The sequence below is a fragment of the Streptococcus ratti FA-1 = DSM 20564 genome (assembly GCF_000286075.1).
GTDB classification, from domain to species: domain Bacteria; phylum Bacillota; class Bacilli; order Lactobacillales; family Streptococcaceae; genus Streptococcus; species Streptococcus ratti.
Window position 1 is genome coordinate 941,432 of the sequence record NZ_AJTZ01000005.1, and the last position, 16,087, is coordinate 957,518.

Consider the following 16,087-nt stretch of genomic DNA (forward strand, 5'->3'; position numbering starts at 1 on the left):
AGAGCGTCTGTCTAAATCCTTGCCAAAGGCAGAGGAATATCAGGCGAAGTATCATAAATTTTAAAATCATGGCCTACAGCCAAGTCCGCCTGCATAAGAGCATTTTCCATGGTCATATGAGCCAATTCCTTAATATTATTTTCCTTACTGAGGTGGCCCAAATAAATTTTCTTGGTTTTATTGCCCAGCGTTCTGATCATGGTTTCTGCACCGTCATCATTTGAAAGGTGGCCTTTGTCTGACAAAATCCGCTGTTTTAGCCGCCATGGATAAACGCCGGAGCGTAAAATTTCAATATCATGGTTGGATTCAATCAGATAGCCGTCAGCATTTTCAATGAGACCTGCCATTCGATCACTGACATAGCCGGTATCTGTCAACATCACAAAGCTCTTCCCATCTTTCATAAAACGGTAGAACTGGGGTTTGGCAGCATCGTGGCTGACACCAAAACTCTCAATATCAATATCACCAAAGGTCAGCGTTTTGCCCATTTCAAAAATGTGCTTTTGACTGGTATCAATTTTGCCAATGAGGCCATCCATAGCCTGCCAAGTTTCTTCATTAGCATAAATATCCAGGCCATATTTTCTGGCTAAAACACCGACGCCATGGATATGATCCTTGTGCTCATGCGTAATCAAAATGGCATCAACATCGTCTAATTTTCGGTCAATACCCGTCATTAGCTGACTGATTTTTTTACCTGAGAGCCCAGCATCAACCAAAATTTTTTTCTGTGGAGTTTCAAGATAAAAACTATTGCCGCTTGATCCAGAAGCCAGAATGCTGTATTTAAAACCTGTTTCTGTCATGATTCGTCTTCATCTTCCTCCCATTCATCAATTGTACCGTTGTCGCTTTCATAAGGCAGAACAATCGTAAAAGTTGAGCCCTTGCCTTCTTCACTGTTGGCCCAAATAAAGCCATTGTGCTGTTTGATAATTTCTTTGGCAATAGCAAGTCCCAAACCGCTGCCGCCCTGCGCCCTGCTTCTCGCCTTATCAACCCGGTAAAAACGATCAAAAATAAGCGGAAGATCCTTCTTAGGAATTCCCAGACCCTGATCCGATATGGAGAGAATGACCTGAGTATCGGTTGTCTTCATATTGACAGTAATCTTACCGCCATCAGGTGAATACTTAATAGCATTATTTAAAATGTTATCAATCACCTGAGTCATCTTGTCTGTATCAATTTCAATCCAGGCAGAGCTGTCAGAATAATCTCTGACAATTTCATAGACCTTACCGCCTGACTGCTGGCTCTGAATTTGGTCAAAGCGATCGAGAATATAATCCATAAAAGCCGTGAAATTGGTCAGCTCAACATCTAAGCGGCTGGTCTGATTATCAATCCGCGACAGGCTGAGTAAGTCTGTAATCATCCGCATCATTCGGTTGGTTTCATCCAGCGAGACCTTTATAAAACTCGGAGCGACCGATTCAGTCAGAGCCCCGTCATCCAAAGCTTCCAAATAAGATTTTACGGAGGTCAGCGGTGTTCGCAGCTCATGACTGACATTGGACACAAAGAGACGGCGTTCGCGCTCTTCTTTTTCCTGCTCAGTAGCATCATGCAAAACTGCAATCAAACCCGAAATAAAGCCGCTTTCGCGTCGATTCAGAGCAAATCGAATCCGCAAAGTGATAAATTCATCATACTCATCACGGCGGTTTAAAACAATCTCAGGTGTTTTAGTAATCAGATCATTGTATGTATAGCTGTCATCATCCAAGATATCAAGGATATTATATTCCAGAGCTTGTTCGCGGGTCAGATTGAGCTGTTTTTGAGCCATATCATTAATCATGGTAATTTTTCCGCTGCGGTCTGTCGCCAGCACCCCGTCAGTCATATAGGCCAAAATACTGGTCAGTCGGTTTTTTTCCTGAGCCAGATTTTCATGGGTCAGCCGAAAAACCTCAGACAGATCGTTGACATTTCTAACTAGCTCTGACAGTTCGGGATTAGCCTTGAACTTTAACTTTTCGGTATAGTCACCGGCAATCAAAGAGCGTACCTTAGCATTTAACAGCTTAATGTGATTGTTGTTTTTGTATTCTCTGTAATTGAGAAAGACAAAATAGATAAAGAGCAGAATCAGCAAAACTGCTAATAATATTCGTAAAAATAAAGGACTTGATTCAAATGTATTAGTCATATGATTTCATATAATAACCAACACCGCGTCTCGTCAGAATATACTCAGGACGGCTCGGCGTATCTTCAATTTTTTCACGCAGGCGGCGAACAGTCACATCAACGGTTCTGACATCGCCAAAATAGTCGTATCCCCAGACAGTTTCAAGTAAATGCTCACGGGTCATTACCTGACCGGTATGGGTCGCCAGATGATGCAGGAGTTCAAACTCCCGATGGGTCAGCTCTACTTCCTGACCATGCTTTTTAGCGACAAAAGCATCGGGCAGAATCTGCAGATCCCCAATAACAAGCTCTGGCATGCCCGATGCATTTTCTTCGGCTACAGCTGTTTCAATATTTTCCGTTCTGCGCAGGTGGGCTTTAATCCGAGCCAGCAGCTCACGGTTTGAGAAGGGTTTTGTCACATAATCATCTGCACCGATTTCAAGTCCGATGACCTTGTCAAATTCGCTGTCCTTGGCTGAAAGCATGATAATAGGTACATGGCTGCTTTTTCGAACTTCTTTAGCCACTTCAAGACCGTCTAATTCCGGCAGCATCAAATCAAGAATAATTAAATCAGGATTCTCTTCTTCATACTTAGTCAGCGCTTCACGTCCGTCAAAAGCCGTAATCGTGTCATAACCTTCTTTGGCCAGATTAAACTTGATAATATCAGAAATTGGTTTTTCGTCATCAACGATTAAAATTTTCTTCATTATGAATACCTCACTTATGGTTCTAAACAGGTTTCATTAAATAAGTAAGAAATTTCAGAAATCAGAATACTTTTTAATAATTATCTGACTTTTATTTCAAACTGATTAGAATCCTCCTCGTATCAGAACCATTCTTATTTTACTTCAAACCTTACTGTTTTAAGTAATCTCCTTTCGATTATACCAAAATCACTAACAAATGAAAACCAACAAGTTTATTTCAATTATTATAAAAAGTTATCTTACTGAATTTTCTGATAATATTTGACAAGGAAAAATTTGTATGATAGTATATTTGTACAATGTTAGAAAATCTAACAATAAATTTATGTTAAACAAGGAGAAGACTATGACGCTTATTAGCTTTAAAAACGTCGAAAAATACTACGGGGACTACCATGCCCTCCGCAATATTAACTTAGAAATCGAGAAAGGACAGGTCGTCGTTTTGCTTGGGCCGTCTGGTTCCGGCAAATCTACACTGATTCGTACGATAAACGCTCTCGAATCTATTAACTCCGGTGAACTCACTGTGAACGGCCATGAAATCACCAATGCTTCTAATAAAGATTTGGTTCAGCTGCGCAAGGAAGTGGGCATGGTTTTCCAGCATTTCAACCTTTATCCTCACAAGACTGTGCTAGAAAATGTGACCTTAGCTCCTATCAAAGTTCTAGGAATGGACAAAGATAAGGCCAATGCCATTGCTGAAAAATATTTAACCTACGTTAACATGTGGGACCGCAAAGACTCTTATCCAGGCATGCTCTCCGGCGGACAAAAACAACGGATTGCCATCGCCCGCGGACTTGCCATGAATCCCGAACTCCTGCTTTTTGATGAGCCTACTTCGGCACTGGATCCCGAAACTATCGGCGATGTTTTGGCTGTTATGAAAAACCTCGCTTTAGAAGGAATGAATATGATTGTGGTTACTCACGAAATGGGATTTGCCCGAGAAGTTGCTGATCGGATCATCTTCATGGCTGACGGTGAGATTCTTGAAGATACAACCGATGTTCAAGGTTTCTTTGAAAATCCAAAAGACCCGCGTGCCAAACAATTCCTAAGCAAGGTCATCCATCATACCAGTGATCGTGTTGACCGTGTTGCTAGCAAAAATTAGGATATTTAAGGAGAACGTCTATGAATATTAAAAAGATAATAGCTGCAATCAGTCTCCTTCTCATCTTGCTTGTCGGTTTTGCAGGTGTCCCAAAAGTTTCTGCGGATACAACCTTTAAGGAAGTTCAGAAAATAAAAAAAGCCGGCGTGCTAAAAGTCGGCGTCAAACAAGATGTGCCTAATTTTGGCTACTACAGTGCTGAAACCGGCAAATACGAAGGAATGGAAATTGATGTTGCCCGCAAAATTGCTAAATCTATGGGCGTCAAACTAGAGCTCGTCCCTGTTACCACGCAGACGCGTGAACCGCTTATGGATAATGGCCAGGTTGATCTGGTAATTGCTACCTATACCATCACTCCTGAACGTCAGGCTTCCTACAGTATTTCTAAACCTTACTATTACGACCAGATTGGGTTTTTGGTTCGCAAATCCAGTAAAATTTCAAAAATCTCTGACCTGGACGGTCTGACCATCGGGGTTTCTCAGGGAGCAACAACCAAGGCCAGTCTGGAAGCCTATGCTAAGGAGCATCATTTAAAATTTAAGTATGTTCAGCTGGGAAGTTTTCCAGAATTAGCTATTTCTCTCTACTCTAAGCGTATCAATGCTTTTTCGGTTGATAAGTCGATCCTTACCGGCTATGTCAGCAAGCAGTCACGGTTGCTTAAGGCAGGTTTCAACACACAAGAGTATGGAATTGCGACGAAAAAATCAAACACTGGATTGACCAAATACGTCAATCAGTTACTCGATAAATGGTCGGCTGACAAGAGTCTGGAAAAGATTTACAATAAATACAATCTGGAATCAGCTGAGCCAGACAGTCAGAAGTAATTGAACACGGGCTAAAAGCGTCGAGAAAAAGATAGCCTGCCTTATGCGCAAAGCACCTGGCGTCAGGCTCCTATTTTCTTCTCGCTTTCATAACGCCCTTTGTATCTTGGTAATTGAACACGGCTACGACACTGTGCAAAAAGACAGCTTCTCCAGAGTCCCGAGACTCTTTCATCGAACCTCCTATTTTGCTGTGTGTCGCTTACGCCTTAGTATCTTGATAATTGAACAGGAGCTAAAATCCTAGTAAAAAAGATAAACGTCCTTGTGTCTTATTGACACAGCGTCAGTTTCCTATTTTTTATACGGATTTCAAACGCCCTTTGTATCTTAATTAAAGGAGACATTATGATACTACTCACAACAACCTCTGGACCTTTTGCTTTGAGCCGCTGGGGGGCCTTCTTTGCCAACTTCGGAGAATTCTTAAAAGGTTTCTTATATACCCTTGAAATGTCACTTCTTGCCCTACTTCTTGCTTTACTTTTAGGCATTGTGTTCGGGGCAATGGGATCTTCTAAAAGTAAGGTCCTTAAAGGATTAGCCCGTGTCTATGTTGAAGTTTTTCAAAACACCCCCCTACTCGTTCAGTTTGTTTTTGTTTACTATGGTTTAGCTATTCTAACAAACGGAGCTGTCATGATTTCGGCCTTTTTCACAGCTGTTCTTTGTGTGGGAGTTTACCACGGTGCCTATATCGCAGAAGTCATTCGTTCTGGTATCGAATCTGTTCCTAAAGGACAGACAGAAGCCGCTTTATCTCAAGGGTTCAGCTATCGTGAAACCATGAGCTTAATTATTCTGCCACAAGCTATCCGAACTATTTTACCGCCTATGACTAACCAAGTGGTTAATCTTATCAAGAATACCTCAACGGTTGCTATCATTTCCGGTGCAGATATCATGTTCACAGCTAAGGCCTGGGCTTATGATACAACCAACTATGTTCCAGCCTTTGCCGGTGCTGCCCTTCTCTACTTTATCATGTGCTTCCCGCTTGCAACCTGGGCGCGCCGTAAAGAAGAAGCCAACAAAAAGGCCTATAATTTATAAAAGGAGGTTAACTAATGAAAGAACTCTTAACATCAACAAATATCAACTTCTTACTTGAGGGTTTATGGTTAACGCTCTATATCTCCTTTATTTCTATCGTCCTGTCAACGATTTTCGGCACTATTTTAGCCGTTATGCGTAATGGTAAAAACAAACCGCTCAAATGGATTGCCAGCATTTATATCGAATTTGTCAGAAATGTTCCCAATCTTTTGTGGATATTCATCGTTTTCTTAGTCTTTCAGATGAAGTCAACACCTGCTGGTATCACAGCTTTTACCGTATTTACCTCTGCTGCTTTGGCAGAAATTGTCCGCGGCGGTTTAAATGCTATTGACAATAGACAGACAGAAGCAGGCCTGGCTCAGGGATTTACGCATTTTCAGATTTTCATTTATATCGTTTTCCCTCAGGCTATCCGAAAGATGCTGCCTGCCATCATTTCTCAGTTTGTAACGGTGATTAAGGATACTTCCTTCCTTTATTCTGTTATCGCCCTTCAAGAGCTATTCGGCAAGAGCCAGATTCTCATGGGACAGTATTTTGAAGCTGACCAGGTCTTTGCGCTTTATGGTATTGTTGCAGCAACCTATTTTGTCATCAACTTTATCATTTCAAGCTTCTCACGCCGTCTGGCTAAGCGTTGGGAACAGGCTGCTGATTAAGGCTTTTGTTTTTCAAATACAGTAAAAGTGCCAGATAAACAGCAATGACCGCTGTTTATCTGGCACTTTTTGATATTCCTACTCAACAGACTAAGTGACGCAGATGCAGATAGAAAACTATCTTCATTAAATCAAGGCAAGAGGGTCTGAGTTTGATTTTCGAAGAGTATCAATTGGTCCTAACCTGACCTGTAGCATAATCAAATGTCAAACCGCTCTGAACATTGGGAATAAATACATTAAACTCTAAACTGCCATCAGAAGATTTGGCCTCTAAATGACTGCCGCTTGCTAAAATATTATTGCCCTCGTACAGGAGAGTTACGCGGTAGCGAACACGCTTACGGCGATCCAGAGCCCTTCTGATCATCGTTTCATAATAATTTTGCCCGGTTGAATCCGAGCTGCTGGCTTGATTAGACCAAGTCGTTTGAGTTGCTATATTCTCAGGATTACTCGTTGAAGCATCAAAGCCCTTTAAACCACCGACCAAAGCATAACCCAGTAAGTGCCCGCGATCAACAGCATGGTCATAGTCCCCATTCAACCCGTACAGCTGATGCCAGCCGGCGGGCTTCCAGTCGGTCGTCCCATTTCCTGTTTCTGCGCGGTTTCTGTACTGACGCGTTGCCTTGGTCAAAAGTGCATTAGCTACTGTCGGAACGGTCTCTCCCTGTACTGTTTTTGTTTTATTATTAGCATAAGGGAGACTGGCAACATCAGCTTTAAGATCAGTCTTATTATGATTGATGATAAAAGCACCGCTGCCATTCCATTCAATATGAGGTCCCAGCGATTTTTTAACAGAGGCCGTTAAAACCGTGTTCGCCAGCTCTTGACTGGGTGCAGTTTGATTGCTTTGAGAACCATTCGAGGGAATTCTTGGAGATTGCTTCTTTCCGGTCACCAGCTGAGCCATCTGTTTTATTGGATTGCCATCAGCAATGCGCTCATCAGTCGCAATATAGGTCAAAAGCAGCAGGAGTAAAGCTGCTGCCAAAGAAATCAGTAATTTGGTTTCTTTTTTCTTGGACCTGTAATTCCTTCTCGCCATAACGTTTCCTCATTCCTAAATATGCCAGTAAAAAAGCAGGGAGCCCCTACTTTCCTGTAAATTTATCAATCAGCGACTGCCACTTATCCCAGGATAAAATAGACAGGGGATTTTTGCCTTCGCCGATAAGACTGTAGCCAATCATCAGCCCAGCTGCTAAAAAAACACAGCATAAAAGAGCTATCAGAATAACAAAAGCTAGTTGATTACGAACATATTTCCACCCGCTGTTCATTGTCAGTCTCCATTAATACGCTGAATTGCTGCACCCAATTGAGCTAATTTTTTATGAAATTGAAAGTAACCGCGATCCAAATGATTCAAATTGCCGACAATCGTACGGCCGTCAGCCACCATACCTGTCAAGATAAGCGCAGCACTGGCCCGTAGATCGGTTGACATCACTTGTGCTCCTTGAAGCCGGCGGCCACCGTGAATCATAGCAGTATCCCGTAAAATCTCCGATGTCAGACCCATCCGGCGCATTTCTTCCAAATGCTGGAAACGATTTTCAAAGACAGTCTCAATCATAGTGGATTCACCCTGAACCACAGCCATCAGGGCTGTAAACTGAGCCTGCATATCTGTTGGAAAACCAGGATGCGGCATAGTCTTAACAGTGACTGGCTTTAACTTAGTCACATCAGAGACCACTCGAATTCCTTCGTCCTCTTCAGTGACCTGCACTCCCATTTCTCTTAACTTAGAGATAAGCGGACGATTATGCTCCCAGACAGCATCTCTGATCAAGACATTGCCGCTGGTCATGGCAGCCGCTACCATGAAAGTTCCTGCTTCAATGCGATCCTGAACAACACTGTGCCTAGCACCATGCATCTTGTCAACACCGATAATGGTCAAGGTTTCGGTTCCTGCACCGATGACTCTGGCTCCCATTTTATTGAGAAGATTGGCCAAATCAACAATTTCAGGCTCGCGCGCAGCATTTTCAATAATCGTCGTTCCTTCTGCCAAAGTCGCAGCCATCATCAAATTTTGCGTTGCACCAACACTTGGAAAGTCCATGTAAATATTTGCGCCCCTTAGACGGTCAGCACTGGCTGTAATATCACCGCCAGCCTGCTCAATCTTGGCTCCCATAGCTTCTAAGCCTTTAAGATGCAGATCAATAGGACGGCTTCCAATCGTGCAGCCTCCCGGCATAGAAACCTTAGCATGCCCGTTTCTTGCTAAAATAGGCCCTAAAACAACGATTGAGGCACGCATCTGGCTGACATACTCATAGGGAGCTACATCAAGAATATCCCCTGTCGCATCAAGCAAGACCTGATTGTTAGCCTCGTCAAAATCCACTTTAACATTAAGACCGCGTACAACATTATTCATTGTAAATACATCTGACAGAATCGGAACATTCTCCAAAAGTGTCTGTCCTTCTGTCGGCAAAATAGCAGCCGCTAAAAGGGGCAAAACAGCATTTTTAGCCCCCTCGATAATAACCTCACCTTTAAGCTGTGTTTGACCGCCCTCAATAACAATTTTATCCACGAATTTCTCCATTCACTGTATTATATTCTTGCATTATACCATAATAAATTATGAAGACAATTAATTAGACCGCAAAAAAGAGGTCCTGACTCAAGGAAATGACAGACCAAATAAAGGTGCTGACCATATAACCTACTGCAATACTGACAAATAATAAAAATAATTTTAAGCGGCTCACGTTCTCAGAGCTGTTTTTAATAATTTTTCCCCAATCAAACAGATGGATGAGCAAATGATAAAAAATAGCAATAAAAATTAAGTGACTCACCAGCATCACAGCATCATTTAAAATATTCATAGATCTATTATATCAAAAAAGAGGGACGAACTGAACTTAGAAAAACAAAGATTTTCAGCTCACAGCAAAAAAGCATCAAAAAGGGCTGAATTTTGCAATACTTTTAAAGACTAGAGCGAAGTTTTTAAAGCACTGTCTTTTACTTTTACTCCCAAAGAGGCAAAAAGCAGAAAAGACAGCCATTATGACCGTCTTTTTTGAGTTGTTCATACTATTTGGAACCGACATTGATACGATTAAGGGCACGCCTGAGAGCAACCTGAGCACGCTGTACTTCATCAATGCGATGCTGTTCTTTGGCTTCTTCAATTTCCTTTTCAGCCCGAAGTTTAGCCCGTTCAGCTCTGGATACATCAATATCGCGCTCGCGCTCAGCTGAGTCCGCAACAATGGTGACAACATTATTTTTAATCTCAATAATGCCGCCATTGACTGCCACCCAGTCCACATGCCTATCATCATCAATGCGTCTGATTTTCATTTCGTGAACTTCCAGCGGTGCCATCAAATTTTCATGGTTGGCCAAGATACCCATTTCTCCATCGGGCGTTTTTACTAAGATAAACTTAGCGTGATGGTCATATTTTAAGCCGTCGGGCGTTACGATTTGTACAGTCATTTCTGCCATTGGATCACCTCATTAAAAGCCCATCTTTTTCGCTTTTTCAACAACGTCTTCAATAGCACCGACGCTGCGGAAAGCATCTTCGGGAAGGTCATCGTATTTTCCTTCAAGAATTTCTTTGAAACCACGAACCGTTTCAGCAACTGGCACGTAAGAACCCGGCTGTCCGGTAAATTGTTCTGCAACATTAAAGTTTTGTGACAGGAAAAACTGAATGCGGCGGGCACGGCCGACCAAAGTCTTTTCTTCATCAGACAGTTCATCCATCCCGAGGATAGCGATGATATCCTGTAATTCACGATAGCGCTGGAGCACATGCTGCACTTCTGTTGCTACGTCATAATGCTCTTGCCCGACAATTTCCGGAGAAAGAGCACGGGAACTCGATGCCAAAGGATCAACCGCCGGATAAATCCCCATCTGAGTTAGACGGCGTTCAAGATTGGTGGTTGAATCCAAGTGAGCAAAGGCTGTTGCCGGTGCTGGATCCGTATAGTCATCGGCTGGTACATAGATAGCCTGAATAGAGGTAACAGACCCCTTTTTCGTTGATGTGATCCGTTCCTGCAGCTGCCCCATTTCGGTTGCCAGAGTTGGCTGGTAACCAACGGCTGATGGCATCCGGCCTAAAAGGGCTGAAACCTCTGAACCTGCTTGAGTAAAACGGAAGATATTATCAATAAAGAGCAGCACATCCTGACCTTCAACATCACGGAAATATTCAGCGATAGTAAGACCAGTAAGGGCAACACGCATCCGTGCTCCAGGTGGTTCATTCATTTGACCAAAGACCATGGCTGTTTTTTCGATAACGCCAGATTCTTTCATTTCCCAGTAGAGGTCATTCCCCTCACGGGTACGTTCACCTACACCGGTAAAAACCGAAATACCGCCGTGCTCTTGGGCAATATTGTGAATCAGCTCCTGAATCAAAACAGTTTTGCCGACTCCGGCACCGCCAAAAAGACCGACTTTCCCGCCTTTAAGGTAAGGAGCCAAAAGGTCAATGACCTTGATACCTGTTTCTAAAATTTCAGTTGAAGTGGATAAATCATCAAAGGAAGGTGCTTTTTTATGAATAGGCTGCCGCTCAGCATCTTCTGGAAACGGCGCATCAAGGTCAATGGTATCTCCAAGAACGTTAAAGACACGGCCCAGTGTTTCCTTACCAACCGGGACACTGATGGCACGGCCGGTATCAAGAACCTCCAGACCGCGTGTCAAACCGTCTGTTGACTCCATAGCAATGGTACGTACAAGACCATCGCCAAGTTCCAGAGCCACTTCGAGAACGATTCTTTGTTTCTTATCGCCATCTTTATAGACAATCAATGCATTATTAATCTCAGGAAGTTTATCATCTGCCGCAAATGCAACATCAACGACAGGACCGACTACCTGAGCAATTTTGCCTGTGCTCATTTTCTTCTCCTTTAACTTAAGATACTAAGGCGTAAGCGACACAAAGCAAAATAGGAGGTTCGACCAAGAGTCAAAGAACTCTAGGAGAAGCTATCTTTTTGCACAGTGTCGTAGCCGTGTTCGATTTTATAGAGAAATTAATCCAGGGCATTGGCCCCCGCGACAATCTCTGTAATTTCTTGTGTAATCGCGGCCTGACGCACACGATTGTATAATTTGGTTAAATCTTTAATGACCTTATCAGCATTGTCTGTCGCTGTCTGCATAGCTGTCATGCCCGCTGCATGTTCTGCTGTTTTCGCATCAATAATAGCCCCGTAAATCAGGCTTTCAGCATACTGAGGCAAAAGTTGTTCTAAAATTGCTTCCCGATTGGGTTCTAATTCGAAGCCTGTAACATCGCCTTCGCTCGCTTCGTCTGCATCCAAATCCGAAATAGGAAGCATCTTTTCCACACGCACCTGACTGGTCAGACTGTTGATATGATGGGTGTAACAAACATAGAGTTCATCAAAGATTTCATTTTTGTACATTTCAACCGATTTTGAAATAATACGATTGACTTCTTCAAAACTGGGGTTGTCTTCCAATCCGCGCAATTCAAAGGCAACGGGAATATTGCGGGCCTTGAAAAAATCAGAACCCATTCCGCCGATAGAAATAATGGTATAATCGCTGCCATCCGGATGATAATCCTTGATAGTATCCATAACAGCCTTGAGGATGGTTGAATTGTAAGCCCCAACCAAGCCTTTATCAGAAGTAATCACGATATAGGCTGTCTTTTTAATCGGCCGCGATATCAGCATGGGATTAGTCGATCCCTTGGTCAGGTCCGAATGCAGCAGGTCTGTTGTAATCTGACGAATTTTTGAAGCATAAACTTGAAAATTCCTAGCAGCCTGTTCAGACTTCACCAATTTCGCAGAAGATACCATTTTCATGGCACTGGTAATCTTCCCGGTCTTTTGCGTTGACGTAATTCTCACTTTAATTTCACTAAGAGAGCCTGCCATATTAGATCCCTCCTGTATTAACTAAATTGTGACTGATCTTTAAAGCTTTGAATAGCCTTGTCCAAAACTGATTCTTCCGGAAGGTCTTTTGTCGTCCGAATTGTTTCAAAGATGTCATGGTAATGTGAGTCAAAATAATCAAACATATCATCCTGGAAGGTCAAAATGTCATTGACAGGAACACTGTCCAAGAAACCATGCGTAAGCGCATAAAGGATGAGCACCTGCTTTTCAACCGCCAAAGGTTTATGAAGGCCTTGTTTAAGCACTTCTACCGTACGGCGACCGCGGTTGAGCTTGGCCTGTGTCGCAGAATCAAGATCCGAACCAAACTGCGTAAAGGCCTCAAGTTCTCGGTAAGAAGCAAGATCCAGACGCAGAGTTCCGGCTACTTTTTTCATAGCTTTAATTTGGGCAGAGCCGCCGACACGCGATACTGAAGATCCCGCATCAATAGCCGGCCGAATACCAGAGTTAAAGAGGTTTTCCTGAAGGAAAATCTGACCGTCTGTAATCGAAATCACATTCGTCGCAATATAAGCCGAGATGTCTCCTGCCTGTGTTTCAATAAAGGGCAGAGCTGTCACAGAGCCGCCGCCTAGTTCATCCGAAAGCTTGGCAGAGCGTTCCAAGAGCCGGCTATGGAGATAAAATACATCACCCGGATAGGCTTCCCGTCCCGGCGGACGACGCAAGAGCAGAGAAAGTTCACGATAAGCCACCGCCTGTTTGGATAAATCATCATAAACAATCAAGGCGTGTTTACCCTTGTACATAAATTCTTCCGCCATGGCAACACCTGCATAAGGCGCAATGTAGAGCAGAGGTGATGGCTGCGAAGCAGAAGCCGTAACAACAATCGTATAATCCAGAGCCCCGTATTTTCGGAGAGTCTCTACCTGACTGCGAACAGTGGACTCTTTTTGACCAATGGCAACATAGATACAAATCATATCCTGCCCTTTTTGATTGATGATGGTATCAATAGCAATCGAAGTTTTACCCGTCTGGCGGTCACCGATAATCAATTCGCGCTGACCACGGCCAATCGGTACCAAAGCATCAATAGCCTTGATTCCCGTTTGCAAGGGCTCAGAAACGGACTGGCGCTGCATAACACCAGGAGCCGGTGTCTCAACCGGACGGGTGTCCTCTGTCGCTATTTCTCCCAGCCCATCAACAGGCTGGCCAAGCGGATTGACAACACGGCCGATAAGAGCTTCTCCAACCGGCACTTCCATGATTTTGCCAGTACGCTTAACCGTATCGCCTTCGCGAATACTGTCAAAGTCTCCCAGAATAATGATACCCACATCATTGGATTCTAAGTTTTGCGCCATCCCAAAAGTTCCATTGCCAAATTCAAGGAGTTCCCCGCTCATGGCATTGTCCAAGCCGCGTGCGCGGGCAATACCATCACCGACATAAGTAACAACACCAGTCTCTGTGACATCAAAATTTGGCTGGAAGTTTTCAATTTGCTTTTTAATTAAAGCGCTAATTTCTTGTGCGTTAATTGCCAAAAATCACACCACTTTCTATTTCAAATTCATTTTTAATTCCTGTAATTGGCTGCGAATACTAGTGTCAATTACCTTGTTATTCGCCTTGAGGATAAAACCGCCAATAATCTCTTCATCAATTTGTTCGATGAAATCGCGTTTGGTCAAAGCGAATTTCTTTTCGGCCAATGCACCCAGCCGTTCCTTTTGGCTGTCTGACAAAGCAACAGCTGTCGTTACCTCAATATCAAAGGTCTGAGTTTTGAGGTTGAGCTCTTTTAAAACTTCTTCCATAATAGGTTTAAGCAAGCTCTGGCGCTCATTTTGCAAAATTATCTCAAGAAAATTTTTCATGTAATCTGAACCAGACTCTTGAAATAACCTGACCAAACAAGCCTTCTCAGACAGGCTGACAGCCGTGCTGGCTAGGAAATTCTGCACTTTTTTATCATCAAGGACACTCAAAATGGCTTTAACATCATCATAGACAGCGGCTGCCGCATTTTTCTCAACAGCGACATCTGCCAGACTCTTCGCATAGGTTTCCGTTAAAGCCTGCGTTTTTTTATCCATTAGGCATCTCCTAGCTTATCTAAATAGCTGTCAATCAATTCGCTCTGAGCTGTTTCATCAAGACTCTTTGCCATGATTTTTTCAGCCAAAAGAACACTGAGATCAGCGACATCTGCTTTGACACTTGACAGGGCTTCTGCCTTGCTGGTAGCAATATCCTGATTAGCCTTGTCCTTAAGGCGGCTGACTTCTTCATGAGCTTCTGTAACAATCTTAGCTTCCTGAGCCTTGCCAGTCTCTTTGGCATTTTCAATAATTTGAACAGCCTCATCCTTGGCTTGATTTAATTCATCCTGACGCTTATTTTCCAAAGTCTGAGCATTTTGACGCGCACTTTCTGCATCGTCAATATCTTTTGAAATTTTCTCTTCCCGAGCCTGAAAAACAGCCGTAATTTGAGACCAGGCAAATTTCTTAAGAAGAACAAACAGAAGAGCAAAAGACCCTGTAACAATAATAAAATTTCCGATAAGCTGACCAACTGATCCCGACATTTATTCTCCTTTCTTACTCTCCATTAACCTTTTTACTCAAATACATGGACGTTAACAGCGTAAAAACATAACCCTGCAAACATGAAATAAAGACAGAAAAAGCCGTCCAAACCAAATTAAGAGCAAAGGCAACAGGAAAAACAAAAACACTAACATCAACCATTTTTAAAATAAGACCTGTGACCACTTCTCCTGCGTAAATATTTCCGTAAAGACGCAAAGCAAGGGAAGCGAAATTCGTCACTTCTTCTAATAAGTTCATCGGCGTCATTCCGATGGGGGTGACAAAAGCCTTCAGATAATTTTTCACCCCGCGTCGTCTGATACCTTCAGCATGGACAATGATAGTCACAAAAAAGGCGAGACTAAAATCGTACATCATATTAGAAGTTGGCGATGTCCACAAATTATATTTACTTGTTTCAATCCTGCTCATTAATCCGAGATTATTAGCAAAAGCAACAAAGGTAAACAAGCTAAACAGAAAAAGCGAATAGCGTTTCCCATTTTCCTCACCTAGGTTTGTTTTAGCGATTCCTGTTACAAAGTCATAAAGGTACTCCAAGACATTCTGCTTGCCTTTAGGTTTTAGAGCCATGCGCCGGCTCGTCCAAAAAACAAATCCAAAGACAGCAGCAACGGTCAAAAGAGACATGGCAAGTAAGGTCAGATCAAATGTTACCGGTCCAATACTAATTGTTGGTGTGTTTGATTCCAACTAACTCCCCCCTTTCCTAAATAGGCAGGACACAAACCCTTTATTTAAGAATAAGTGTCATGGCGAGGGTAACGAAGAAAGTACCTTCAATAAAGGCAACACCCATGATCATAAGAGTTCTTAACTGACCGATAATCTCAGGCTGACGAGCAGCTGCTTTAAACAAGTTACCTACCAAGTAACCTTCTGCCAAACTAGCACCAAAACAGGCTAAACCAAGAGCCATAATACCTAAACTCATTTTGAATTCTCCTTTTAAATTTTTTTACTTGTTTAGTTTATTCCTATTTTCAGTGTTTGTCAACGAAAACCATAAATTGTTTGCGCTTTCT

At 42.8% G+C, this 16,087-nt stretch carries 19 protein-coding genes; 4 read left to right on the plus strand and 15 right to left on the minus strand.

Annotated features, from left to right (window positions below):
- Positions 1-11: 11 nt before the first annotated feature.
- From SRA_RS06440 to yycF, 3 genes are read right to left on the minus strand one after another with little or no spacing between them, the layout of a single operon-like run.
- Positions 12-815, minus strand: coding sequence for an exodeoxyribonuclease WalJ (locus tag SRA_RS06440; protein WP_003088924.1), 804 nt, complete (start codon positions 813-815; stop codon positions 12-14).
- A complete protein-coding gene (vicK, locus tag SRA_RS06445) occupies positions 812-2,164 on the minus strand; it encodes a cell wall metabolism sensor histidine kinase VicK (RefSeq protein ID WP_003088926.1) in 1,353 nt (450 codons plus the stop codon). The genes SRA_RS06440 and vicK overlap by 4 nt, the downstream gene beginning before the upstream one ends.
- Positions 2,157-2,864, minus strand: coding sequence for a response regulator YycF (gene yycF, locus SRA_RS06450; RefSeq protein ID WP_003088928.1), 708 nt, complete (start codon positions 2,862-2,864; stop codon positions 2,157-2,159). The genes vicK and yycF overlap by 8 nt, the downstream gene beginning before the upstream one ends.
- A 349-nt stretch (positions 2,865-3,213) precedes the next feature.
- Between yycF and SRA_RS06455 the strand changes: the two genes are divergently transcribed.
- The 4 genes from SRA_RS06455 to SRA_RS06470 all read left to right on the plus strand — a co-directional run bounded on the left by SRA_RS06455 (position 3,214) and on the right by SRA_RS06470 (position 6,544).
- Entirely contained in the window at positions 3,214-3,990 is a 777-nt protein-coding gene (locus tag SRA_RS06455) for an amino acid ABC transporter ATP-binding protein (RefSeq protein WP_003088930.1), read from the plus strand.
- A 20-nt stretch (positions 3,991-4,010) separates the two neighbouring features.
- Complete coding sequence (locus SRA_RS06460; protein WP_003088931.1) at positions 4,011-4,826, plus strand: transporter substrate-binding domain-containing protein; 816 nt, start codon at positions 4,011-4,013, stop codon at positions 4,824-4,826.
- Between the two features lie 348 nt (positions 4,827-5,174).
- The gene (locus SRA_RS06465; protein WP_003088936.1) at positions 5,175-5,879 is read left to right on the plus strand and encodes an amino acid ABC transporter permease; all 705 of its coding nucleotides are present in this window, start codon (positions 5,175-5,177) and stop codon (positions 5,877-5,879) included.
- 14 nt (positions 5,880-5,893) lie between these two features.
- Positions 5,894-6,544: an amino acid ABC transporter permease gene (locus tag SRA_RS06470; RefSeq protein ID WP_003088938.1), complete on the plus strand. Its 651-nt coding sequence runs from the start codon at positions 5,894-5,896 to the stop codon at positions 6,542-6,544.
- Between the two features lie 169 nt (positions 6,545-6,713).
- Here SRA_RS06470 and SRA_RS06475 read toward each other — a convergent pair whose 3' ends face one another.
- The 12 genes from SRA_RS06475 to SRA_RS06530 form a co-directional block, all read right to left on the minus strand.
- Positions 6,714-7,598, minus strand: a complete 885-nt coding sequence (locus SRA_RS06475; RefSeq protein ID WP_003088940.1) for a DNA/RNA non-specific endonuclease — start codon at positions 7,596-7,598, stop codon at positions 6,714-6,716.
- A 46-nt stretch (positions 7,599-7,644) separates the two neighbouring features.
- The gene (locus SRA_RS06480) at positions 7,645-7,833 is read right to left on the minus strand and encodes a DNA-directed RNA polymerase subunit beta (protein ID WP_003088941.1); all 189 of its coding nucleotides are present in this window, start codon (positions 7,831-7,833) and stop codon (positions 7,645-7,647) included.
- 2 nt (positions 7,834-7,835) lie between these two features.
- The gene (murA, locus tag SRA_RS06485; protein WP_003088943.1) at positions 7,836-9,107 is read right to left on the minus strand and encodes a UDP-N-acetylglucosamine 1-carboxyvinyltransferase; all 1,272 of its coding nucleotides are present in this window, start codon (positions 9,105-9,107) and stop codon (positions 7,836-7,838) included.
- Between the two features lie 64 nt (positions 9,108-9,171).
- Entirely contained in the window at positions 9,172-9,405 is a 234-nt protein-coding gene (locus SRA_RS06490; RefSeq protein WP_003088945.1) for a DUF1146 family protein, read from the minus strand.
- A 211-nt stretch (positions 9,406-9,616) separates the two neighbouring features.
- Positions 9,617-10,033 carry a F0F1 ATP synthase subunit epsilon gene (locus SRA_RS06495; protein ID WP_003088947.1) on the minus strand — a complete coding sequence of 139 codons (417 nt, stop codon included), beginning with the start codon at positions 10,031-10,033 and terminating at the stop codon, positions 9,617-9,619.
- 12 nt (positions 10,034-10,045) lie between these two features.
- Positions 10,046-11,452: a F0F1 ATP synthase subunit beta gene (atpD, locus tag SRA_RS06500; protein WP_003088949.1), complete on the minus strand. Its 1,407-nt coding sequence runs from the start codon at positions 11,450-11,452 to the stop codon at positions 10,046-10,048.
- A 137-nt stretch (positions 11,453-11,589) separates the two neighbouring features.
- Positions 11,590-12,468, minus strand: coding sequence for a F0F1 ATP synthase subunit gamma (locus tag SRA_RS06505; protein ID WP_003088951.1), 879 nt, complete (start codon positions 12,466-12,468; stop codon positions 11,590-11,592).
- Positions 12,469-12,485: 17 nt separating this feature from the next.
- A complete protein-coding gene (gene atpA, locus SRA_RS06510; RefSeq protein ID WP_003088953.1) occupies positions 12,486-13,991 on the minus strand; it encodes a F0F1 ATP synthase subunit alpha in 1,506 nt (501 codons plus the stop codon).
- A gap of 15 nt (positions 13,992-14,006) precedes the next feature.
- Positions 14,007-14,543, minus strand: coding sequence for a F0F1 ATP synthase subunit delta (locus tag SRA_RS06515; RefSeq protein ID WP_003088956.1), 537 nt, complete (start codon positions 14,541-14,543; stop codon positions 14,007-14,009).
- Positions 14,543-15,037 (minus strand): F0F1 ATP synthase subunit B, encoded by a 495-nt coding sequence (atpF, locus tag SRA_RS06520; RefSeq protein ID WP_003088958.1) that lies wholly within the window; start codon positions 15,035-15,037, stop codon positions 14,543-14,545. The genes SRA_RS06515 and atpF overlap by 1 nt, the downstream gene beginning before the upstream one ends.
- Positions 15,038-15,050: 13 nt before the next feature.
- A complete protein-coding gene (gene atpB / locus SRA_RS06525; RefSeq protein ID WP_003088960.1) occupies positions 15,051-15,755 on the minus strand; it encodes a F0F1 ATP synthase subunit A in 705 nt (234 codons plus the stop codon).
- A 40-nt stretch (positions 15,756-15,795) separates the two neighbouring features.
- Complete coding sequence (locus SRA_RS06530; RefSeq protein ID WP_003088962.1) at positions 15,796-15,996, minus strand: F0F1 ATP synthase subunit C; 201 nt, start codon at positions 15,994-15,996, stop codon at positions 15,796-15,798.
- Positions 15,997-16,087 lie beyond the last annotated feature (91 nt).